Below are 21,905 nucleotides of genomic sequence, written 5' to 3' on the forward strand. Positions count from 1 at the left end.
GCTCCTCGCGTCGCCCCTCGCGTCCTGGCGGGAACTCGCGCCCTGATCGCACAGTGCAAGCCGCGCGACGGGTGGCGTACGACGTGATCCGCGCGGTGAGCGAATCGGACGCCTACGCCAACCTGCTGCTGCCGGGTGCGATCACGGAGGCGGGACTTTCGCCGCAGGATGCCGGCCTCGCGACCGAGCTCACGTACGGCACTCTGCGCCGCCGGGGCACCTATGACGCGATCATCTCTTCGGCTGCCGGTCGGGATGCCGCGGACATCGACACTCCTGTTCTCGACGCCCTGCGACTGGGGGCGCACCAGCTGCTGGCCACGCGCGTCGCCTCGCACGCGGCCGTCAACGAATCGGTGAACCTCGCCGCCGCGCACAGCCGCGGGGCCGCCGGCTTCGCCAACGCGGTGCTGCGCCGGATCGCGCGCGACACCCCGGGGGAGTGGGACGAGCGGATCGCGGCGGCGGCGCGCTCGGACGACGAGCGCCTCGGGTTGCAGACGGCGCATCCGGTCTGGGTGATCCGAGCGCTTCGGCGTGCGCTGTCGGCGGAGGGTCGCGCAGAAGAACTCGAAGCGCTCCTCGAGGCCGACAACGTGTCGCCCGAGGTGACCCTGGCCGCGCTTCCCGGCCTGGCGCAGCCGTCGGAGCCGCGACGCCCGTATGCGCCCACCGCTTTCGGCGCTCCGGGGGGAGATCCGCACGTCTACCTCGGCGAGGCCGCAGGCACCGTGCGCGTGCAGGACGAAGGCTCGCAGCTCGTCGCACTGGCGCTCACCGCGGCGACGCCGATCGACGAGGGCGAGCGCTGGCTCGACCTGTGCGCCGGCCCTGGGGGCAAGACGGCGCTGCTCGCCGCGATCGCGCAGCTGCACGGCGTCAGGCTCGAGGCGAACGAGGTCATCCCGGCCCGCGCCGGGCTGGTGCGCAATGCCTTGCGACCGATTTCCGGAGAAGTGCCGGTGCATGAGCAGGACGGGCGCGCGCTGGCATCCGCGCGTCCAGGCGAGTTCGATCGGATCCTCGTCGATGCCCCGTGCACGGGCCTCGGCGCGCTGCGTCGCCGACCCGAGGCGCGCTGGCGCAAGACTCCTGCGGACGTCGCCGAGCTCACCGGTCTTCAGGCAGAGCTGCTCGACGCGGCCGCCGACGCGCTGCGCCCAGGAGGCGTCGTCGCGTATGTGACGTGCTCCCCGCATCTCGCCGAGACCACGGGCGTGGTGTCCGAGGTCCTGCGCGGACGCGATGATCTCGTCGAGCTCGACGCTCGCGCCGTGATCGCGCAGGTGAGCCGCTCTCCGATCGACCTCGCCTCCGACGGCTCCGGCCGCGTGCAGCTGTGGCCGCACCGCCACGGCACCGACGCCATGTTCCTCGCGCTGCTCCAGCGCACCGAGAAGGGATCCCGATGACCACGTTCCCCGAAGCGCCGCGCATCAACCCCAGCATCCTGGCGGCCGACTTCGTGAACATGCAGGCCGAACTCGCCCGCATCGCCACAGCCGACTTCGTCCACGTCGACGTCATGGACAACCACTTCGTCCCGAACCTCACGTTCGGTCCGCAGATGGTCGAACGAATCCAGGCGACGAGTCCGGTGCCGCTGGATGTGCACCTGATGATCAGCGATCCCGATCTGTGGGCGCCCGGTTACGCCGAGCTCGGTGCGGCGAGCGTCACGTTCCATCTGGAGGCGGCGCACGAGCCCGTCGCGCTCGCGCGTCGACTGCGCAGCATCGGAGCCCGTGCCGGCGTGGCGATCAAACCCGGAACCACCGGTGAAGCGCTGTACGACATCCTCGACGAGTTCGATCAGGTCCTCGTGATGACGGTCGAGCCCGGCTTCGGCGGCCAGGGCTTCATGCCCGAGACGATGCCGAAGCTGAGCGCACTCGTGAACGAGGCGCGTCGCCGAGGATCGAACGTGTGGTTCCAGGTGGACGGCGGGATCTCCGCGGACACGATCGAGCAGGCGGCGGCGGCCGGGGCGGACACCTTCGTCGCAGGTTCCGCCGTGTACGGAGCCGAGAACGTCGAGGCCGCCGTCATCGGGCTCAGGGACCTCGCGCGAGCGGCTAGCCTGGGATCGTGAAGACTTTCGACGAGCTGTTCGCCGAGCTCCGTACCAAGGCCGAAACCCGTCCTGAGGGGTCGGGTACCGTCGCGGAGCTCGACGGCGGCGTACACACCATCGGCAAGAAGATCGTCGAAGAGGCCGCCGAAGTCTGGATGGCCGCGGAGTACGAATCGGATGATGCCGCTGCCGAGGAGATCTCGCAGCTGCTGTATCACGTGCAGGTCATGATGATCGCCAAGGGACTGAGCCTTCAGGACGTCTACCGACATCTCTGATGCGCTCCGCCCTGTCGCTCTCCTGAACTGAAAGACCCCCATGCTGCGCATCGCTGTTCCCAACAAGGGCTCGCTGTCCGAGACGGCCGCCGAAATGCTCGCCGAAGCCGGTTACGCCGGTCGCCGCGAATCCAAGACCCTGCACGTCATCGACGCCGAGAACGACGTCGAGTTCTTCTTCCTCCGTCCGCGCGACATCGCCACCTATGTCGCCTCCGGCGCCCTGGACGTCGGCATCACCGGCCGCGACCTGCTCAGGGACGTGCCGCAGCAGGCACGCGAGATCCAGTCGCTCGGCTTCGCCCACTCGACGTTCCGTTTCGCGGCGCCCCCTGGAGCGTTCTCGAGCATCGAGGATCTCGACGGCGTCCGTGTCGCATCCGCCTACCCCGGCCTCGTGGACGCCTATCTGCGCGAGCACGGCGTCCAGGCCGAACTCGTGCCGCTCGACGGGGCCGTGGAATCCGCTGTCCGGCTCGGTGTCGCGGACGCGATCGCCGACGTCGTGGAGACCGGGACGACGCTCCGCCAGGCGGGTCTCGAGATCTTCGGACCCGTCATCATCGAGTCCGAGGCCGTGCTGATCAGCCGGCCGGGGGATGCCGAGGGCACCGAGACGCTGCTGCGGCGGCTGCGTGGCGTCATCGTCGCCCGCCGCTACGTCCTGCTCGACTACGACCTCCCCGCCGACCTCGTGGACCAGGCCGTGGCCATCACGCCGGGGCGTGAATCCCCGACGATCTCGCCGCTGAAGGATCCGAGCTGGGTCGCGGTGCGCGTCATGATCCCCCGCAAGGGCGTCAATCAGGTGATGGACGCGCTCTACGCGCTGGGTGCGCGCGCGCTGCTGGTCACCGCGATCCACGCCGCGAGGCTCTGATGGCGCTCGCGAGTCGCGTCATCCCGTGTCTCGATGTGGCGGCCGGCCGCGTCGTCAAGGGCGTGAACTTCGAGAACCTGCGCGACATGGGCGACCCCGTCGAGCTGGCGGCGCACTACGCCGCGCAGGGGGCGGACGAGATCACTTTCCTGGATGTCACGGCCACCGTCGACGAACGCTCCACGACCTACGACGTCGTGCAGCGCACCGCCGAGCAGGTCTTCGTGCCGCTGACGGTCGGCGGGGGAGTGCGCAGCGTCGACGACGTCGCGCGGCTTCTCTCCGTGGGTGCCGACAAGGTCGGGGTGAACTCCGCGGCGATCGCCCGTCCCGCACTGCTCGGCGAGATCGCCGATCGCTTCGGCGCGCAGGTCCTGGTGCTCTCGCTCGACGTCAAGCGCGCAGCGACCACGGAATCCGGTTTCGTTGTCACCACGCACGGCGGCCGAACCGAGACGACTCTCGACGCACTCGAATGGGCGCGCGAGGCGACCGAGCGGGGTGCCGGCGAGCTGCTGGTGAACTCGATCGACGCCGACGGAACGCAGGACGGCTTCGACCTGGAGCTCGTGCGCCTCATGCGCGAGGTCGCCTCGGTTCCGGTCATCGCCTCCGGCGGTGCCGGCAAGGCCTCCGACTTCGCTCCGGCGATCAGAGCCGGAGCGGATGCCGTGCTCGCCGCGAGCGTGTTCCACACCGGAGCCCTCACGGTCGGCGATGTCAAGGACGCGCTGCGAGCCGAGGGGGTGCTGGTCCGATGAGCGACGTGGAGGAACGCATCGCGCAGGTCGCCTTCAACGCGGACGGCCTCGCGCCCGTCATCGTGCAGCAGTGGGACACGCTCGAAGTGCTCATGCTCGCCTGGATGGATGCCGAGGCCCTGCGCCGCACCCTGACGGAGGGGCGCGCGACGTACTGGTCCCGGTCGCGTCAGGAGTACTGGCGCAAGGGGGATACCTCCGGCAACACGCAGCTCGTCCACGGCGCGCGCCTGGACTGCGACGGAGACGCCATCCTGCTGCAGGTGCACCAGAACGGACCGGCGTGCCACACGGGAACTCGAACCTGCTTCGACGCGACCGATCTGGAGGCCGCTCCGGCGGCGGACGCATGACCGCAGCTGCACGCGGACGATCCATGGCGGTCCTCGGGTTCCTCGCGGCCGGGGGCATCGGCGTGCTCTCGGCGACGCAGACCTGGCTCGTCGCGACACGACATGACGCCGCCGAGCCGATCCTCGTGACCGGCGCGCAGGCGCTCCCGCTGCTGACACCGCTCAGCCTCGCCGTGCTCGCCCTGGCCGCGGTGCTCGCGATCGTCGGTCCGGTGCTGCGATACGTCCTGGCCGCACTCGGTGCGGCGGTCGCCGTGCTGCTGGGCTGGTCGACCCTGGAGCTGCTGCTGAACCGCCCCCTCGGTGCGGTCGCCGCCACTGTCACGGACGTGACGGGCCTCGCCGGCGACGCCGCGATCGCCGACCTCGTCGATGCCGTGCAGACGACCGCGTGGCCGACCGTCGCACTGGTCGGGTGGGCGATTCTCCTCGCCGCCGCCGTCTTCACGATCGGCACGGCTCGCCGCTGGAAGGCCGGCGGCAAGCGATTCCGCACGGATGCGGACGCGACCGCGGCATCCGGGCCCGTCGATGCGATCGATTCCTGGGACGAGCTGTCCCGCGGAACCGACCCGACGCGCTGAGACCGGTAGACTGACCACGCCCGCCATCGACCCGGAGGAATCCCCATGAGCAACGCCATCGCAGACCCCGGCCACGGACACTCGCCTGCCGCCTGGACCGCTGTCGTGGTCATGCTGTTCGGTGTCGCCGCCGGTACCGTCGCCTACTGCTTCGAGCAGCCGCTGTTCGTCTGGATCTCGGTCGGGATCATCGTCATCGGAGCGCTGCTGGGCTGGATCCTCGCGAAGGCCGGTTACGGCGTGAAGGGCCCCAAGTACTCGCCGAAGGCGCACTAGTGGTTCTCGCCGACCTCACGGCCGGCGCTGTCGAAGACGCCGAGCGTCGTGCGCTGATGCGCCCGCTCGCCGACGTCGAGAAGGCGGCCCTGGCCCGTCCGGCTGCGAAGGACGCCCGTGCGGCACTCGCCCCGGCATCCCGTGTCAAGATCATCGCCGAGGTCAAGCGTGCGAGCCCGTCCCGCGGTGCCCTCGCCGAGATCCCCGACCCAGCGCATCAGGCGTCGCTGTACGAGACAGGCGGCGCCTCGGCGATCAGCGTGCTGACCGAGGAGCGCCGATTCGGCGGCAGCCTCGCCGACCTGGAGGCGGTCACGAGCCGGGTGTCCGTTCCGGTGCTGCGCAAGGACTTCATCGCGACGCCCTACCAGGTGCTCGAGGCGCGCGCCGCGGGCGCCGACCTGGCTCTCCTGATCGTCGCCGGCCTCGAACGGCGCGTGCTCACGGAGCTGTTCGCCCTGATCACCGAGCTCGGGATGACGCCGCTGGTCGAGACGCACTCCGCCGATGAGATCGCCGTGGCCGCCGATCTCGGAGCTGCGCTCATCGGCGTCAACGCGCGGGATCTGACAACCCTCGAGCTCGACCGCGACCTGTTCAGCCGCATCGGGCACCTGATCCCCGACGGCGCGACGAAGATCGCCGAATCCGCCGTGCTGTCACCGGACGACGTCGCGCACTACCGAGGCGCGGGTGCGGATGCCGTGCTGATCGGCGAGGCACTCGTCACCGGCGACCCCGTCGCCACGCTGCATCGATTCCTGGAGGCCGGCGCATGAGCCTGCGTGATCAGTCAGGACCGTTCTTCGGCGACTTCGGCGGACGGTACATGCCGGAGTCCCTCATCGCCGCGATCGACGAGCTCACCGCCGCGTACGAGCAGGCGATCGCCGACCCGGCCTTCCGCGCCGAGCTGGCGCATCTGCTCAGCAGCTACGCCGGGAGGCCCTCCGCCCTGACCGAAGTGCCGCGGTTCGCCGAGCACGCCGGGGGAGCACGCGTCTTCCTCAAGCGCGAGGACCTCAACCACACCGGCAGCCACAAGATCAACAACGTCCTCGGTCAGGCGCTGCTGACCAAGCGGCTCGGCAAGACCCGCGTGATCGCCGAGACCGGCGCCGGGCAGCACGGCGTCGCGACCGCTACGGCAGCGGCGCTGTTCGGCCTGGACTGCACCATCTACATGGGCGAGGTCGACACCGAGCGGCAGGCGCTCAACGTCGCCCGCATGCGCCTGCTGGGCGCCGAGGTGATCGCGGTCAAGACCGGATCCCGCACCCTGAAGGACGCGATCAACGACGCGTATCGTGACTGGGTCGCCACTGTGGAGACGACGAACTACATCTTCGGCACCGCAGCGGGGCCGCACCCGTTCCCTGCGATGGTGCGCGACTTCCAGAAGATCATCGGCGAGGAAGCGCGCGAGCAGCTGCTGGCCACGGCCGGTCGCCTGCCGGATGCCGTGGTCGCCTGCGTCGGCGGCGGTTCGAACGCGATCGGCATGTTCGACGCGTTCCTCGATGACGACTCCGTCAAGCTGTACGGCGTGGAGGCAGCCGGTGACGGCGTCGACACGCCACGGCACGCGGCATCCATCGAGCGCGGGCGCCCAGGCGTGCTGCACGGCGCGCGCACCTACGTCCTCCAGGACGAGGACGGCCAGACCATCGAGTCGCATTCGATCTCGGCCGGACTCGACTATCCGGGAGTGGGGCCGGAGCACTCCTGGCTCGCCGACATCGGCCGAGCCGAGTACATCCCCGCGACCGACGACGAGGCGATGCAGGCGCTGCGGCTGCTGAGCCGGACCGAGGGGATCATCCCCGCGATCGAGTCGGCGCACGCGCTGGCCGGAGCCATGCGGATCGGACGGGAGCTCGGACCCGACGCCCTCATCGCAGTGTGCCTGTCCGGCCGAGGCGACAAGGACATGGACACGGCAGCGCAGTACTTCCACCTGTACGACGAGGAGCCCGGCGCATGAGCCGTGTCGAGGACGCCATCCGGCGCGCGCACGAGGCCGGACGCGGAGCCTTCATCGGCTACCTCCCGGTCGGATATCCGGATCTGGACACCAGCATCCGCGCGGCGATCACGCTCGCCGAGAACGGCGCGGACGTCATCGAGCTCGGTCCGCCCTACAGCGACCCGGTGATGGACGGTCCTCTGATCCAGGAGGCCACCCAGGCCGCCCTGGCCGCCGGCTACCGCACGAAGGACCTCTTCACGGCGCTGCGTGCGATCACCGCGGCGACCGACGTGCCCGTCGTCGTCATGACGTACTGGAACCCGGTCGTGCAGTACGGCGTCGACCGCTACGCCGACGACCTGCTGGCCGCGGGGGCATCGGGGCTCATCACGCCCGACATCACTCCCGAGGCCGCGGCCGAGTGGATCGCCGCGAGCGAGCGGACGGGACTCGACCGCATCTTCCTCGCTGCGCCCATGTCCACCGACGAGCGCCTCGACCTCGTGTCGTCGTCGTCGACCGGATTCATCTACACGGTGTCGACCATGGGCATCACGGGGGAGCGGGCCGAGCTGGACAAGGCCGCCCGCACGCTCGTGGGGCGTCTGCGCGAGCACGGCGCAGGCTGCGCCTGCGTGGGGATCGGCATCTCCACACCGGAGCAGATCGCCGCGGTCCTCGAGTACGCGGATGGCGCGATCGTGGGCACGGCCCTGGTCCGCGCCCTCCGCGACGGCGGTCTCGACGGGCTCGCCGCCACGACGCTTTCCCTGGCAGCCGGTACTGCGCTGTCCGATCGCACCGATCAGAGAAACTAGAATCGCACTCATGTCCCTCGCGCTCTCCAGCACCCTCAACGGCGTGCTCACCAGCATCCCGAGCCCGCCCGAGAACACCTTCACCCTGTGGCCGGGCGGTCCGACGATCTATTACTACGCGCTGTGCATCATCGCCGGCATCATCGTCGCCACGCTGATGACCAACCACCGCCTCACCAAGCGCGGGGCCGAGCCCTGGATCGTCATCGACATCGTGATTATCGCGGTGCCGCTCGCGATCATCGCGGCCCGCTTCTATCACGTGTTCACGCACCCGAACGACTACTTCGGCGAGGGCATCAACACCTGGAATCCCTTCCAGCCCGGATCGATCTGGGCGATCTGGGAGGGCGGCATCGCCATCTACGGCGCCCTCATCGGCGGTGCGGTCGGTGCATGGCTCGGCTGCCGCTGGGCGAAGATCCGCTTCTGGAGCTTCGCCGACGCTCTGGCACCCGGCCTTCTGCTGGCGCAGGCGCTCGGTCGATTCGGGAACTGGTTCAACCATGAGCTGTTCGGACTGCCGACCGATGTCCCGTGGGGCCTGGAGATCGAATCCGACAATCCGGCGTTCCCACCCGGACTCGCGGACGGCACGCTGTTCCACCCGACGTTCCTGTACGAGGTCATCTGGAACGGTCTCGGCGTGCTCGTCCTGCTCTGGCTCGGTCGCAACCTCTACTTCCAGTGGGGCCGGCTCTTCGCGGTCTACCTGATCTGGTACAGCGCAGGACGCATCGTGTGGGAGTCGATCCGGATCGACCCGAGCGAGATCATCCTCGGCCTGCGCAGTAACGTCTGGGCGGCCATCATCGGCGTCGTCGTCGGCATTGTCATCCTCATGGTCCAGACGCGCCGTCACCCCGGTCGCGAACCCTCCGTCTACCAGCCCGGCTACAGCCGGAAGGATGCCGACGCTGATGTACAATCGCAAGACAATCCCTCTGACTTCGTGGACGTGAGCGAGCCTCCGGCCGAAGAGGTCACCGCAGGAGCCACCGCCACAAGCACCGCTCCCACGAACGAGGCAGGCGCCCGATAAGCCGCCTCGTGGCGGGAGATCCATTGCACTGAACGAGCGGGCCGACGTCGTCCCCGGTGTCACTTGAATAACTGAGGACGGTAACTGGTGTACTTCCAGCCTCCCTACGGCGCCTCCGGCGCCTACCCCCCGAAGCAGGGCATGTACAACCCGGCGTTCGAAAAGGACGCCTGTGGCCTTGCCATGGTCGCCACGCTCCGCGGCACGCCAGGTCATGACATCATCCAGCAGGCGCTCGAAGCCCTGCGAAACCTGGAGCACCGCGGCGCGATCGGCTCAGATGCCGGCACCGGAGATGGCGCAGGCATCCTGACCCAGATGCCCGACGAGTTCCTCCGCGCTGTGACGGGGTTCGAACTTCCTCCGGTCGGCGAATACGCCGTCGGACTCGCGTTCCTCCCGCTGCAGGCGGGGGAGCGCCGCACTCAGAAGGCCGGCGTCGAGAAGATCGCCCGCGAAGAGGGACTGACGGTCCTCGGCTGGCGCGTCGTACCGACCGCCAACGAGCACCTCGGCAAGCTCGCCGACGAAGCGCGTCCCGCGTTCGAGCAGCTCTTCGTGGCGCGCCCCGCCAAGGGCGACTCCCCCGCGCTCTCGGGCATCGAGCTCGACCGCGTCGCCTACCGGCTCCGCAAGCGCGCCGGTCACGAGCTCGGCGCCTACTTCGTCACCCTCTCCAGCCGCACGCTCGGCTACAAGGGCATGGTCACGACGCTGCAGCTCGAGCCGTTCTACCCCGATCTGCAGGACGAGCGCTTCGCCAGCGAACTCGCCGTCGTGCACTCGCGCTACTCGACCAACACGTTCCCGTCCTGGCCGCTCGCTCAGCCTTTGCGGATGCTGGCGCACAACGGCGAGATCAACACCGTCGGCGGCAACCGCAACTGGATGCGCGCCCGCCAGTCGCAGCTCGAGTCCGAGCTGCTCGGCGACATCCGTCCGCTGCTGCCGATCTGCACGGACGGCGCGAGCGACTCGGCATCCTTCGACGAGGTGCTCGAGCTGCTCACCCTCACCGGGCGCAGCCTGCCGCACGCCATCCTGATGATGGTTCCCGAGGCATACGAGAAGCAGGCGGACATCTCTCCAGAGCTGCGCGCCTTCTACGAGTACCACTCGAACCAGATGGAGCCGTGGGACGGCCCCGCCGCGCTCATCTTCACCGACGGCACGCTGGTCGGCGCCACCCTCGATCGCAACGGACTGCGCCCTGGACGCTGGACCGAGACGACCGACGGCCTCGTCGTGATCGGATCCGAGACCGGTGTGCTCGAGTTCGAGCCGGAGCGCATCAAGCGGCGCGGCCGGCTCCAGCCCGGCAAGATGTTCGTCGTCGACACGGCCGCCGGCCGCATCGTCGAGGATGACGAGATCAAGCAGCACCTGGCGACCCTCCACCCCTGGCAGGAGTGGCTCGACGAAGGCTCCGTGCGCCTGGCCGATCTGCCCGAGCGCGAGCACATCGTGCACCCGCCGGCGTCCATCACGCGCCGTCAGCGCACCTTCGGCTACACCGAGGAGGAGGTGCGCATCCTTCTGACCCCGATGGGCCAGAACGGTGCGGAGCCGCTCGGCGCCATGGGATCCGACACGCCGATCGCGGTGCTCAGCGAGCGTCCGCGGCTGCTGTTCGACTACTTCACGCAGCAGTTCGCCCAGGTGACCAACCCGCCGCTGGACTCCATCCGCGAAGAGGTCGTCACGAGCCTCAAGCTCGGTATCGGGCCGGAACGCAACCTGCTCGACTGGGGGCCGGATCATGCGCACACGGTGACGCTCGACTTCCCGGTGATCGACAACGACGAGCTGGCGAAGATCCGCCACATCGACAAGGCGATGCCGGCACGGCGCTCCGTGACGATCCGCGGCCTCTACCACTTCGACGCCGGACCGCAGTCGCTTCCCGACCGCATCGCCGAGATGTGCGCCGAAGTGGATGCCGCGATCGAAGAGGGCGCCGAGTTCGTGATCCTCTCGGATCGCGACTCCAACAAGGACCTCGTTCCGATCCCGTCGCTGCTGATGATCTCCGCGATCCATCACCATCTGATCCGCCGTGAGAACCGTCTGAAGGTCGGGCTCATCGTGGAAGCCGGCGACGTCCGCGAAGTGCACCACGTCGCCACGCTGATCGGCTACGGGGCGTCCGCCGTGAACCCGTATCTCGCGATGGAGACGGTCGAGCATCTGGTGCGCACCGGCTTCATCACCGGCATCTCGCCGGAGAAGGCCGTCCGCAACCTGATCTACGCGCTCGGCAAGGGCGTGCTGAAGATCATGTCGAAGATGGGCATCTCCACGGTGTCGTCGTACGCCGGCGCCCAGGTCTTCGAGGCCGTCGGACTCAGCCAGGAGTTCATCGACGCCTACTTCACGGGCACCGAGTCAAAGCTCGGGGGCATCGGCGTCGACGAGGTGTACGCCGAGAACCAGGCGCGTCACGACTACGCCTACCCCGAGGACGCCGCGGCACGCGCACATGAGCGGCTGTGGACCGGAGGCGAGTACCAGTGGCGCCGTGACGGTTCGCCGCACCTGTTCAACCCGGACACCGTGTTCCGGCTGCAGCACTCGACCCGCACGCGTCGGTACGACATCTTCCGCGAGTACACCAAGCTCGTCGACGATCAGGCCGCCGAGCTGAAGACGCTCCGCGGACTCTTCTCGCTGCGCACGGGGCACCGCAAGCCGGTGCCGCTCGACGAGGTCGAGCCGGTCAGCGAGATCGTCAAGCGGTTCTCCACCGGCGCGATGAGCTACGGCTCCATCTCCCGCGAGGCCCACGAGACGCTGGCGATCGCGATGAACCGCATCGGCGGCAAGTCGAACACCGGTGAGGGCGGCGAAGAGCCCGATCGCCTGGTCGACCCCGAACGCCGCAGCTCGATCAAGCAGGTGGCATCAGGTCGATTCGGCGTGACCAGCCAGTACCTCACCGAGGCGGATGACATCCAGATCAAGCTCGCGCAGGGCGCCAAGCCCGGCGAGGGCGGTCAGCTGCCGCCAGGCAAGGTGTACCCCTGGGTGGCGCGCACGCGTCACGCGACCGCCGGCGTCGGACTGATCTCGCCGCCGCCGCACCACGACATCTACTCGATCGAGGATCTCAAGCAGCTGATCTTCGATCTGAAGCGCGCGAACCCTGGAGCCCGCATCCACACCAAGCTCGTCAGCCAGTCCGGCATCGGCGCGGTGTCGGCGGGCGTCGCGAAGGCACTCAGTGACGTCATCCTCGTCTCCGGGCACGATGGCGGCACCGGCGCGAGCCCGCTGAACTCGCTCAAGCACGCCGGCACTCCGTGGGAGCTCGGTCTCGCCGAGACGCAGCAGACGCTCATGCTCAACGGCATGCGCGATCGCGTCGTCGTCCAGGTGGACGGGCAGCTCAAAACCGGCCGCGACGTCATCATCGGCGCTCTGCTGGGAGCGGAGGAGTTCGGCTTCGCCACGGCTCCACTCGTCGTGAGCGGATGCATCATGATGCGCGTCTGCCATCTCGACACGTGCCCGGTGGGCGTCGCGACGCAGAACCCGGTGCTCCGCGAACGCTTCACTGGGAAGCCGGAATTCGTGGTGAACTTCATGGAGTTCATCGCCGAAGAGGTGCGCGAGATCCTCGCCGAACTGGGCTACCGCTCGCTCGATGAGATCATCGGACGCGCCGATCTCATCGAGACGAACGCCGCGATCGAGCACTGGAAGGCGGACGGACTGGATCTGTCGCCGATCCTCGAGGGACCGGTGTTCCCTGCATCCGAACCCCGGCGCAGCGGCCGCGAGCAGGACCACGAGCTGGACGAGCACTTCGACGTCCAGCTGATCGAGATGGCGCAGGAGGCGCTCGCGGACGGCTCTCCCGTCCTGATCGAGCTCCCGATCCGCAACACCGAGCGCGCGGTCGGCACCATGCTCGGCCACGAGGTCACCACGCGCTACGGTGCGGCGGGCCTGGCACGCGAGACGATCGACGTCACCCTCACCGGCACGGCCGGGCAGTCGCTGGGCGCATTCATGCCCGCCGGCATCGCGCTGCGCCTCGAGGGCGATGCGAACGACTACGTCGGCAAGGGCCTCTCCGGCGGCGACATCACGATCCGTCCGCCGCGCGGCGCGACGATCATCCCGCAGGAGAACGTCATCGCAGGCAACGTCATCGGGTACGGGGCGACCGGCGGGACGATCTTCATCTCCGGCGTCGTCGGCGAGCGATTCCTGGTGCGCAACTCGGGTGCCACGGCCGTCGTCGAGGGCGTGGGCGACCACGCGCTCGAGTACATGACCGGTGGTCTCGCCGTGATCCTCGGGACGACGGGACGCAACCTGGGCGCCGGCATGTCCGGCGGCATCGCGTACGTCCATTCGCTGCGCACCGACAAGGTGAACGCCCAGTCCCTGGACAGCGGCGAACTGCGCCTCGAGCAGCTCGATCGCGCCGACCTCGAGGTGCTGCGGAGTCTTCTCACCGAGCACGTCGAGCGCACGGCATCCCCGTTGGCGGCAGACATGCTCGCCGATTTCGACAACGTGGCGAACGAATTCGTCAAGGTGCTTCCGCGCGACTTCGCCGCGGTGCAGAACATGCGCCAGGAGGCGGAGCAGGCCGGGCTCGACCCGGACGGCGACGTCATCTGGAACCGGATCCTGGAGGTGACCGGTGGCTGACCCCAAGGGCTTTCTGAAGGTGACGGAGCGGGAGCTTCCCGCTCGCCGTCCCGTCCCGGTGCGGATCATGGACTGGAAAGAGGTCTATGAGCCGGGCGACCAGGCCGTGCTGCGCCGCCAGGCCGGCCGTTGCATGGACTGCGGTGTCCCGTTCTGCCACTCCGGCTGCCCATTGGGCAACCTGATCCCGGAGTGGAACGATCTCACCTGGCGGGGCGAGGGCCGTTCGGCGATCGAGCGACTGCACGCCACGAACAACTTCCCGGAGTTCACCGGTCGGCTGTGCCCTGCGCCCTGTGAGAGCTCGTGCGTGCTCGGGATCAACCAGCCTGCCGTGACGATCAAGCAGATCGAGGTCTCGATCGTCGACGAGGCGTTCTCGCACGGCTGGGTCGAGGCCGAGCCGCCGGAGCGCCTCACCGGCAAGACCGTCGCGGTCGTCGGCTCCGGGCCCGCGGGTCTGGCTGCGGCCCAGCAGCTGACGCGTGCTGGACACACGGTCGCCGTGTTCGAGCGCGACGACCGCATCGGCGGTCTGCTGCGCTACGGCATCCCGGACTTCAAGATGGAGAAGAGCCACGTCGAGGCGCGCCTTCGCCAGATGCAGGAGGAGGGCACGCGGTTCCGTGCCGGCGTCGAGATCGGCAAGGACATCAGCTGGGCCGACCTCCGCGCCAGGTACGACGCGGTCGTCATCGCGACCGGCTCGACCGTTCCCCGCGATCTGGCAATACCCGGTCGCGACCTGGACGGCGTCCACTTCGCGATGGAGTACCTCGTCGAGTCGAACCACGCCGTCGCAGGCGACAAAGTGCCCAACCAGATCACGGCCGAGGGCAAGCACGTCATCGTGATCGGCGGCGGTGACACCGGTGCCGACTGCATCGGCACCGCGCACCGCCAGGGGGCGCTCAGCGTCACGAACCTCGCGATCGGCCGCCAGCCGGGCGACGCGCGGCCGGATCACCAGCCGTGGCCGATGATGCCGACCGTGTTCGAAGTGTCCTCGGCGCACGAGGAGGGCGGGGAGCGGGTCTACCTCGCCTCGACCGTCGAGTTCCTGTCCAACGACGCCGGTGAGGTGCGCGCGCTGCGCGTCGCCGAGACCGAGTTCGTCGACGGCCGGCGCGTGCCCAAGAGCGGTACCGAGCGCGAGATCCCCGCTGACCTCGTCCTGATCGCGATGGGCTTCACCGGCCCGGAGCAGGACGGCTACACCGAGGAGACCCTGCCGCAGGTCACCGACCGCGGCAGCTTCCAGCGCGACGACTCCTACGCGTCGACGATCCCCGGCGTGTTCGTGGCCGGAGACGCCGGACGCGGGCAGTCGCTCATCGTGTGGGCGATCGCAGAGGGCCGTGCCGCCGCAGCGAGCGTCGACCGCTTCCTGATGGGCGAGACGGTGCTGCCCGCACCGGTGCGTCCGACGGATGTCGCGATCGGCCTCCAGCCCGCGTAGGCTGACTGCGGCACCGTCGCCAGTTCTATTCCCTCTTCTACCCTGGAGACTTCTGTTGAGACGCGCGAAAATCGTCGCCACCCTCGGCCCCGCCACGAGTTCCTATGAGAACGTGCGGGCCATCATCGAAGCCGGAGTGGACGTCGCCCGACTGAACCTCAGCCACGGCGACTACTCCGTCCATGACGCCAACTACGCCAACGTCCGTCGTGCTGCCGACGACGCAGGCAAGGCGGTGGCCGTGCTCGTCGATCTGCAGGGCCCGAAGATCCGTCTCGGCAAGTTCGAGGCCGGTCCCTACGAGCTCGAGGTCGGTGACATCTTCAAGATCACCACCGAAGACATCATCGGCAACCGCGAGATCTGCGGAACCACGTTCAAGGGCCTGCCCCAGGACGTCAAGGCCGGCGACTTCCTGCTCATCGACGACGGCAAGGTCCGCGTCGAGGTCGTCGAGACCGACGGGACCGTCGTCACGACGAAGGTCATCGTCGCCGGTGCCGTGTCGAACAACAAGGGCATCAACCTGCCCGGTGTCGCCGTCAACGTGCCCGCGCTGAGCGAGAAGGACGAGGCGGACCTCCGCTGGGGCCTGAAGATCGGTGCCGACCTCATCGCGCTGTCGTTCGTCCGCAACGCCTCCGATGTCGTCCGCGTGCACGAGATCATGGCCGAAGAGGGCGTCAAGGTGCCCGTCATCGCCAAGATCGAGAAGCCGCAGGCCGTCGACGCTCTCGAGGAGATCGTCGACGCGTTCGACGGCATCATGGTCGCCCGTGGCGATCTCGGTGTGGAGCTGCCCCTCGAGGCCGTCCCGATCGTGCAGAAGCGTGCCGTCGAGCTGGCTCGTCGCAACGCGAAGCCGGTCATCGTCGCGACGCAGATGCTCGAGTCGATGATCTCCAGCCCCGTGCCCACGCGCGCCGAGACCAGCGATGTCGCCAACGCCGTCCTCGACGGTGCCGATGCGGTCATGCTGTCCGGCGAGACGAGCGTGGGGGAGTACCCGATCGTGGTCGTCGAGACCATGGCGCGCATCATCGAGTCCACCGAGGAGCACGGCCTCGAGCGCATCAGTCACCTCACCAACAAGCCGAAGACGCAGGGTGGCGCGATCACGCTCGCAGCGCTCGAGGTCGCCGAGTTCGTCGACGCGAAGTACCTGTGCGTGTTCACGCAGTCCGGTGATTCGGCCCGGCGTCTGTCGCGGCTGCGCTCGCGCATCCCGATGATCGCGTTCACACCGGAGCCCGGTATCCGTCGTCGTATGGCGCTCACCTGGGGCATCCAGTCGATCCTCGTCGATGTCGTGCAGCACACCGACCTGATGTTCCACCAGGTCGACGACTACCTTCTCGGCAACGGTCTCGCCGTCGAAGGCGACAAGGTCGTCGTGATCTCCGGGTCCCCTCCAGGGATCATCGGCTCGACCAATGACATCCGCGTCCACAAGGTCGGGGATGCCGTCGGCGGTGCCGCTCCGATCTACAAGGCCGCCGGGGCCTGATGGACCTCGTCACGGGGCGCGGGATCACCACCCCGCGCCCTGTGACGTATCGACGATGACGCATCTGCTGCGCCGAGCGGGATGGTGGGTCCGTGATTACGCCTACGCGCTCGCGTGGCAGGCGCGGGCGTTCGTCGACCGGACGGATCCCGATTCCTACGCTTCGGGTTCACGCGTGCCCGTCATCGTGCTCCCCGGCGTCTACGAGACCTGGCAGTTCATGCGTCCGCTCGTGGCGGCGATGCACGAGAGCGGCCACCCCGTGCACGTCGTGCGGGCGCTGCACCGCAATCGACGGCCGATCCTCGAGATCGCCGCAGACGTCACAGCATTCCTCGAGAGTGCCGATCTGCACGACGTGATCGTCGTCGCCCACAGCAAGGGCGGACTCGCCGGAAAGCTCGCCATGGCGGGGCCGGCCGGTGCGCGCATCCGAGGGATGCTGGCCGTCGCGACGCCGTTCCACGGTTCCGCGTGGGGACGGATCATGCCGTGGCGCACACTGCGCGCCTTCTCGCCGCTGGACCCCGCCATCGTCGAGCTCGCCAGGGAGCTGGACGCGAACGCCAGGATCGTGTCGATCTATCCGCGTTTCGACCCGCACATTCCGGAGAGCAGCGAGCTACCAGGGGCGAAGAACGTACCGCTGGACACCGGCGGGCACTTCTGGGTGCTCACGAATCCCCGCATCCTCGACGAACTCGAGGAGCTCACGGGCTGAGCGCCGTGGGGCGCCGGCGGTATGCGCTGTTGATGGAGCCTGTCCGGTTGCCATTGCGATTCGAGTGCCGGCGGTGGGACTCGAACCCACACGCCCTTTCGGACAAAGCATTTTGAGTGCTCCGCGTCTGCCATTCCGCCACGCCGGCCCTGTATCGCGTCTACGACTGTAGCGCAGGATCATGCAGTCTCCACGGTCTCCGACGCGCCGTCGTCCGGACAGTGCCCGCTCTCCCGTAGAATGAACGGGTGACCGAAGAACAGGCTGAACAGTCCACGGCATCCGCTCCGCGACGCGTCGTCGTCGCCGAAGACGAATCGCTGATCCGTCTCGACATCGTCGAGATCCTGCGAGACAACGGATTCGACGTGGTCGGTGAGGCGGGAGACGGCGAGACCGCCGTCGCGCTCGCGACCGAGCTCCGCCCCGATCTGGTCATCATGGATGTCAAGATGCCGCAGCTGGACGGCATCAGCGCGGCCGAGAAGCTGCACAAGGGCAACATCGCCCCCGTCGTGCTGCTGACCGCGTTCAGCCAGAAGGAGCTCGTCGAACGCGCGAGCGAGGCCGGCGCACTGGCCTACGTCGTCAAGCCGTTCACGCCGAACGACCTGCTGCCGGCGATCGAGATCGCTCTGGCCCGCCACGAGCAGATCATCACGCTCGAGGCCGAGGTGGCTGACATGGTCGAGCGCTTCGAGACGCGCAAGCTCGTCGATCGCGCGAAGGGCCTGCTCAACGAAAAGATGGGCCTCTCCGAGCCCGAGGCGTTCCGCTGGATCCAGAAGGCATCGATGGACCGCCGTCTCACGATGCAGGACGTCGCCAAGGCGATCATCGAGCAGCTCGCTCCCAAGAAGGCCTGATCGAACTCGAGCACGGCATCCGCCTCCGTCTGCTGCAACCCGGCGACGGAGAGATGCTGGCAGCAGCATACGAGCGCAACCGTCAGCACCTGGCTCCCTGGGATCCCGAACGCGACGACCGGTTCTTCACGCCTGAGTGGCAGGAATCGCACGTCGCGGCTTCGCTGGTCGAATCGGATGCCGGGCGCAGCGCCCGCTTCGTCCTGATCCGTGACGACCACGCCATCGTCGGTCTCGTCAACCTCAACAACATCGTGCGCGGTGCGTTCTGGAGCGCGGATCTCGGCTACTGGATCGACCGAGAGCATGCCGGCCGCGGATCGATGACCCGTGCTGTCGCCGCGGTGCGGGAGCACGCGGCATCCGTCCTGCAGCTGCACCGTCTGCAGGCGGCGACGCTGCTCCACAACGCCGCATCGCAACGGGTTCTCGCGGCGAACGGCTTCGAACGGATCGGGATCGCGCCGAAGTACCTGCGGATCGCGGGGGAGTGGCAGGACCACGTCCTGTTCCAGCGGATCCTCGCCGCCTGATTCCGCCGTACGCGCCGGCGTCAGGCGGGCATTTCCTTGATCATGTTCGTGATGCGGATCGTCGAGCACCGACGCCCCTGATCATCGGACACGACGATCTCGTGCACCGTGATGCTGCGCCCGAGATGAATCGGCGTGCACACGCCGGTGACGACGCCGGACGTGGCCGAACGCGTGTGCGTCGCGTTGATGTCCACCCCGACGGCGAGCCTCCCAGGGCCCGCGTGCAGGTTCGCGGCCATCGACCCCAGCGATTCGCCGAGCACCACGTATGCGCCGCCGTGCACGAGGCCGACGGGTTGCGTGTTGCCCTCGACGGGCATGGTGGCGACGGCGCGTTCGATGGCGAATTCAGTGAACTCGATTCCCATCTTCTCGGCCAGGGCTCCCATGCCACGGGCGGTCGCCCACTCCAGGCCGTTCATCCGGATGCTGTCGCTCAACGATCCTCCTCAGCGCGTGTCTGTCGTCCTCGTTAGGCTGACAGGGTGACGGACTCCGCAAAGCCTACCCTCATGGTCGTCGACGGCCATTCGCTCGCCTATCGTGCCTTCTTCGCTCTCCCGGTCGAGAACTTCACGACGAAGGACAACCAGCACACGAACGCCATCTACGGCTTCCTGTCCATGCTGGTGAACCTCATCAAGGCCGAGAAGCCGACCCACATGGCGATCGCGTTCGACACGTCACGACACTCGTTCCGCACCGACGAGTACCCCGAGTACAAGGCCACCCGGTCCGAGACGCCGCAGGAGTTCCGCGGCCAGATCCCGCTCCTGCAGGACTGCCTCGCCGCGATGTCCATCCCGGTCCTCACGAAAGAGGGCATCGAGGCCGACGACATCCTGGCGACGCTGGCGAAGCAGGGCTCCGTGCAGGGGTACGACGTCCTCGTCGTCTCGGGCGACCGCGACACCATCCAGCTCGTGAACGACGATGTGACCCTGCTCTACCCCTCCGTCCAGGGCGTGTCCCAGCTGAAGCGCTACGACCCGACGACCGTCCAGGAGCGCTACGGCGTCCGACCGGAGCAGTACCCCGAGATCGCCGCGCTCGTCGGCGAGACGAGCGACAACCTGCCAGGGGTGCCGAAGGTGGGGGAGAAGACCGCGGTGAAGTGGCTGACCCAGTTCGGCAGTCTCGACGAGCTCATCGCGCGCGCCGATGAGATCAAGGGCGTCGTCGGCGGCAACCTGCGCGATCACATCGACGACGTGCGCCGCAATCGCAAGCTCAACCGCCTGCTCACCGACGTCGAGCTGCCTCTCGCGCCCGGCGATCTCGTGGTCGCCCCGATCGACGCGCAGGCGGTGCGCGACATCTTCGCCCGTCTGGAGTTCCGCACGCTGCTGCCGCGCGTGTTCGAGGCGGTCGGTGCCGAGGCGGTCGAGGACGACACGCCTGCCGTGGTCGTCCCCGCGCCGGTCGAGTCGTCGGCTGGCGACCTCGCCGACTGGCTCTCCGCCCAGAGCGGCGAGCTCGCGCTCACCCTCGTGCTCGCCGGGGGGATGCCGATCCGGATGGGCGTCGCCGGGAGCACGGGCCTGCACGAGACCGATTGGAACGCTGAGACGGCAGAGGCGCTGCGTCCCTGGCTGGAGTCCGCTGCCCCGAAGGTCATGCACGACGCCAAGCCTCAGGTGAAGGCGCTGCTGCGCGCAGGCATCCGCATCGGTGGGCTCGCGTACGACACGATCCTGGCCGGATGGCTCCTTCGCCCGAGCTTCCCCGACAAGACGCTCGGAAACCTTGTCGAGCGCTACCTCGGCGAGAAGCTCCCCGAAGCGGATCCGACCCAGCTCGTCCCCGAGACGGATGGAGCCACCCCTGCCCAGGAGGCCTGGTTCACCCTGCGGACCGCCGAGGCACTGCGCGCGGACATCCCGGGGTCGGTCGCCGCCGTGCTCACCGACATCGAGCTGCCGACGCTCCTGGCACTCGCCGACATGGAGATCGCGGGCGTCGCCGTGTCGCATGACGTGCTCTCGACGTTCTCGGGCGAGCTCGGCACGCGCGCAGACGCGATCGCACAGGATGCCTTCGCCACGATCGGCCGCGAGGTCAATCTCGGGTCTCCCAAGCAGCTGCAGGAGGTGCTGTTCGAAGAGCTGCAGCTTCCGAAGACGCGCAAGACGAAGACCGGGTACTCCACGGATGCCGCGTCACTGGCCGACATCCAGGAGAAGAGCCCGCACCCGTTCCTCGAACAGCTGTCCCAGCACCGCGAGGCGACGAAACTGCGGCAGATCATCGAGTCGCTCGACACGGCCATCAAGCACGATCACCGCATTCACACGACATACGTGCAGACCGGCAGCCAGACCGGTCGCCTGTCCAGCACGGACCCGAACCTGCAGAACATCCCCGTGCGCACCGAGGAATCACGGCGCATCCGCAGCGCGTTCGAGGTCGGGGAAGGCTACGAGACCCTTCTGACGGCCGACTACTCGCAGATCGAGATGCGCATCATGGCGCACCTGTCCGGTGATGAAGGTCTCATCGAGGCGTTCAACAGCGGCGAGGATCTGCACCGCTTCGTCGGGGCCAGGGTGTTCGGCGTCGACCCTGCGGACGTCACCTCGGCGATGCGCACGAAGGTCAAGGCGATGTCGTACGGCCTGGTCTACGGCCTGAGCGCCTTCGGCCTGTCCAAGCAGCTGCGCATCGAGCAGGCCGAGGCCAAGCAGCTGATGCTGGAGTACTTCGCCCGGTTCGGCGCAGTGCGCGACTACCTGCGCGCATCGGTGCTGGCGGCCAAGGAGGTTGGGTACACCGAGACGATCTTCGGTCGACGCCGACCGTTCCCCGACCTCACCAGCCCCAACCGCGTGCTTCGTGAGAACGCGGAGCGTGCAGCGCTCAACGCGCCGATCCAGGGCAGCGCGGCCGACATCATGAAGATCGCACTGTTCCGCATCCACGACGATCTCGTCGCTGCCGGGTTGCGCTCGCGGGTCCTGCTGCAGATCCACGACGAACTCGTGGTCGAGGTCGGGCCGGGGGAGTGGGATGCCGCGGAGCAGATCGTGCGCGCCCGCATGGCCGGTGCCGCCGAACTGTCCGTCCCGCTGGATGTCCAGGTCGGGCGCGGGCACGACTGGAACGAGGCCGCGCACTGAGGT

20 protein-coding genes and 1 tRNA gene are annotated in these 21,905 nt (G+C 68.4%); 19 read left to right on the top strand and 2 right to left on the bottom strand.

Annotated elements, in window-relative coordinates:
- Positions 1-53 precede the first annotated feature (53 nt).
- From M2317_RS11840 to M2317_RS11915, 16 genes are all read left to right on the top strand, one after another.
- Positions 54-1,412, top strand: coding sequence for an RsmB/NOP family class I SAM-dependent RNA methyltransferase (locus M2317_RS11840; protein ID WP_429460737.1), 1,359 nt, complete (start codon positions 54-56; stop codon positions 1,410-1,412).
- Positions 1,409-2,092: a ribulose-phosphate 3-epimerase gene (gene rpe / locus M2317_RS11845; protein ID WP_429460394.1), complete on the top strand. Its 684-nt coding sequence runs from the start codon at positions 1,409-1,411 to the stop codon at positions 2,090-2,092. Before M2317_RS11840 ends, rpe begins: the two co-directional genes overlap by 4 nt.
- Entirely contained in the window at positions 2,089-2,352 is a 264-nt protein-coding gene (locus M2317_RS11850) for a phosphoribosyl-ATP diphosphatase (RefSeq protein ID WP_429460396.1), read from the top strand. The genes rpe and M2317_RS11850 overlap by 4 nt, the downstream gene beginning before the upstream one ends.
- A 40-nt stretch (positions 2,353-2,392) precedes the next feature.
- Entirely contained in the window at positions 2,393-3,232 is an 840-nt protein-coding gene (gene hisG, locus M2317_RS11855; protein WP_429460398.1) for an ATP phosphoribosyltransferase, read from the top strand.
- Entirely contained in the window at positions 3,232-3,993 is a 762-nt protein-coding gene (gene hisF, locus M2317_RS11860) for an imidazole glycerol phosphate synthase subunit HisF (protein ID WP_429460399.1), read from the top strand. The genes hisG and hisF overlap by 1 nt, the downstream gene beginning before the upstream one ends.
- The gene (hisI, locus tag M2317_RS11865; RefSeq protein WP_429460400.1) at positions 3,990-4,346 is read left to right on the top strand and encodes a phosphoribosyl-AMP cyclohydrolase; all 357 of its coding nucleotides are present in this window, start codon (positions 3,990-3,992) and stop codon (positions 4,344-4,346) included. Before hisF ends, hisI begins: the two co-directional genes overlap by 4 nt.
- On the top strand, positions 4,343-4,930 hold the full coding sequence (locus M2317_RS11870) for a Trp biosynthesis-associated membrane protein (protein WP_429460402.1): 588 nt from the start codon (positions 4,343-4,345) through the stop codon (positions 4,928-4,930). Before hisI ends, M2317_RS11870 begins: the two co-directional genes overlap by 4 nt.
- A 45-nt stretch (positions 4,931-4,975) precedes the next feature.
- On the top strand, positions 4,976-5,206 hold the full coding sequence (locus tag M2317_RS11875) for an HGxxPAAW family protein (RefSeq protein ID WP_429460403.1): 231 nt from the start codon (positions 4,976-4,978) through the stop codon (positions 5,204-5,206).
- Positions 5,206-5,985: an indole-3-glycerol phosphate synthase TrpC gene (trpC, locus tag M2317_RS11880; protein WP_429460405.1), complete on the top strand. Its 780-nt coding sequence runs from the start codon at positions 5,206-5,208 to the stop codon at positions 5,983-5,985. Before M2317_RS11875 ends, trpC begins: the two co-directional genes overlap by 1 nt.
- Positions 5,982-7,190, top strand: a complete 1,209-nt coding sequence (gene trpB, locus M2317_RS11885) for a tryptophan synthase subunit beta (protein WP_429460407.1) — start codon at positions 5,982-5,984, stop codon at positions 7,188-7,190. The genes trpC and trpB overlap by 4 nt, the downstream gene beginning before the upstream one ends.
- Complete coding sequence (gene trpA, locus M2317_RS11890; protein ID WP_429460409.1) at positions 7,187-7,993, top strand: tryptophan synthase subunit alpha; 807 nt, start codon at positions 7,187-7,189, stop codon at positions 7,991-7,993. Before trpB ends, trpA begins: the two co-directional genes overlap by 4 nt.
- Before the next feature lie 10 nt (positions 7,994-8,003).
- On the top strand, positions 8,004-9,035 hold the full coding sequence (lgt, locus tag M2317_RS11895; RefSeq protein WP_429460411.1) for a prolipoprotein diacylglyceryl transferase: 1,032 nt from the start codon (positions 8,004-8,006) through the stop codon (positions 9,033-9,035).
- A 141-nt stretch (positions 9,036-9,176) separates the two neighbouring features.
- Positions 9,177-13,697 carry a glutamate synthase large subunit gene (gene gltB, locus M2317_RS11900; RefSeq protein WP_429460739.1) on the top strand — a complete coding sequence of 1,507 codons (4,521 nt, stop codon included), beginning with the start codon at positions 9,177-9,179 and terminating at the stop codon, positions 13,695-13,697.
- Entirely contained in the window at positions 13,690-15,156 is a 1,467-nt protein-coding gene (locus M2317_RS11905) for a glutamate synthase subunit beta (protein ID WP_429460412.1), read from the top strand. The genes gltB and M2317_RS11905 overlap by 8 nt, the downstream gene beginning before the upstream one ends.
- Positions 15,157-15,211: 55 nt before the next feature.
- Entirely contained in the window at positions 15,212-16,663 is a 1,452-nt protein-coding gene (gene pyk / locus M2317_RS11910) for a pyruvate kinase (protein ID WP_429460414.1), read from the top strand.
- A 55-nt stretch (positions 16,664-16,718) separates the two neighbouring features.
- Positions 16,719-17,384: an esterase/lipase family protein gene (locus M2317_RS11915; protein WP_429460416.1), complete on the top strand. Its 666-nt coding sequence runs from the start codon at positions 16,719-16,721 to the stop codon at positions 17,382-17,384.
- 65 nt (positions 17,385-17,449) lie between these two features.
- Here M2317_RS11915 and M2317_RS11920 read toward each other — a convergent pair.
- A tRNA-Leu gene (locus M2317_RS11920) sits at positions 17,450-17,532 on the bottom strand.
- 100 nt (positions 17,533-17,632) lie between these two features.
- On the opposite strand from M2317_RS11920, the gene M2317_RS11925 reads away from it, so the two are divergent.
- Together M2317_RS11925 and M2317_RS11930 are read left to right on the top strand one after the other, a co-directional pair.
- Positions 17,633-18,250 carry an ANTAR domain-containing response regulator gene (locus M2317_RS11925; protein ID WP_429460418.1) on the top strand — a complete coding sequence of 206 codons (618 nt, stop codon included), beginning with the start codon at positions 17,633-17,635 and terminating at the stop codon, positions 18,248-18,250.
- A gap of 32 nt (positions 18,251-18,282) precedes the next feature.
- Positions 18,283-18,783, top strand: coding sequence for a GNAT family N-acetyltransferase (locus M2317_RS11930; RefSeq protein ID WP_429460741.1), 501 nt, complete (start codon positions 18,283-18,285; stop codon positions 18,781-18,783).
- Positions 18,784-18,803: 20 nt separating this feature from the next.
- Here M2317_RS11930 and M2317_RS11935 read toward each other — a convergent pair whose 3' ends face one another.
- Positions 18,804-19,208 (bottom strand): hotdog fold thioesterase, encoded by a 405-nt coding sequence (locus M2317_RS11935; protein WP_429460743.1) that lies wholly within the window; start codon positions 19,206-19,208, stop codon positions 18,804-18,806.
- A gap of 63 nt (positions 19,209-19,271) precedes the next feature.
- Between M2317_RS11935 and polA the strand changes: the two genes are divergently transcribed.
- Entirely contained in the window at positions 19,272-21,902 is a 2,631-nt protein-coding gene (polA, locus tag M2317_RS11940) for a DNA polymerase I (protein ID WP_429460420.1), read from the top strand.
- The last annotated feature ends 3 nt before the right edge of the window (positions 21,903-21,905 follow it).

The organism is Microbacterium sp. ZKA21 (assembly GCF_050434165.1).
Lineage (GTDB): Bacteria > Actinomycetota > Actinomycetes > Actinomycetales > Microbacteriaceae > Microbacterium.

Coding starts and splice junctions, on each gene's coding strand:
- rpe (WP_429460394.1), top strand. CDS start 1,409: ATGACCACGTTCCCCGAAGCGCCGCGCATCAACCCCAGCATCCTGGCG.
- hisG (WP_429460398.1), top strand. CDS start 2,393: ATGCTGCGCATCGCTGTTCCCAACAAGGGCTCGCTGTCCGAGACGGCC.
- hisF (WP_429460399.1), top strand. CDS start 3,232: ATGGCGCTCGCGAGTCGCGTCATCCCGTGTCTCGATGTGGCGGCCGGC.
- hisI (WP_429460400.1), top strand. CDS start 3,990: ATGAGCGACGTGGAGGAACGCATCGCGCAGGTCGCCTTCAACGCGGAC.
- M2317_RS11870 (WP_429460402.1), top strand. CDS start 4,343: ATGACCGCAGCTGCACGCGGACGATCCATGGCGGTCCTCGGGTTCCTC.
- M2317_RS11875 (WP_429460403.1), top strand. CDS start 4,976: ATGAGCAACGCCATCGCAGACCCCGGCCACGGACACTCGCCTGCCGCC.
- trpB (WP_429460407.1), top strand. CDS start 5,982: ATGAGCCTGCGTGATCAGTCAGGACCGTTCTTCGGCGACTTCGGCGGA.
- trpA (WP_429460409.1), top strand. CDS start 7,187: ATGAGCCGTGTCGAGGACGCCATCCGGCGCGCGCACGAGGCCGGACGC.
- lgt (WP_429460411.1), top strand. CDS start 8,004: ATGTCCCTCGCGCTCTCCAGCACCCTCAACGGCGTGCTCACCAGCATC.
- gltB (WP_429460739.1), top strand. CDS start 9,177: ATGTACAACCCGGCGTTCGAAAAGGACGCCTGTGGCCTTGCCATGGTC.
- M2317_RS11915 (WP_429460416.1), top strand. CDS start 16,719: ATGACGCATCTGCTGCGCCGAGCGGGATGGTGGGTCCGTGATTACGCC.
- M2317_RS11935 (WP_429460743.1), bottom strand. CDS start 19,208: ATGAACGGCCTGGAGTGGGCGACCGCCCGTGGCATGGGAGCCCTGGCC.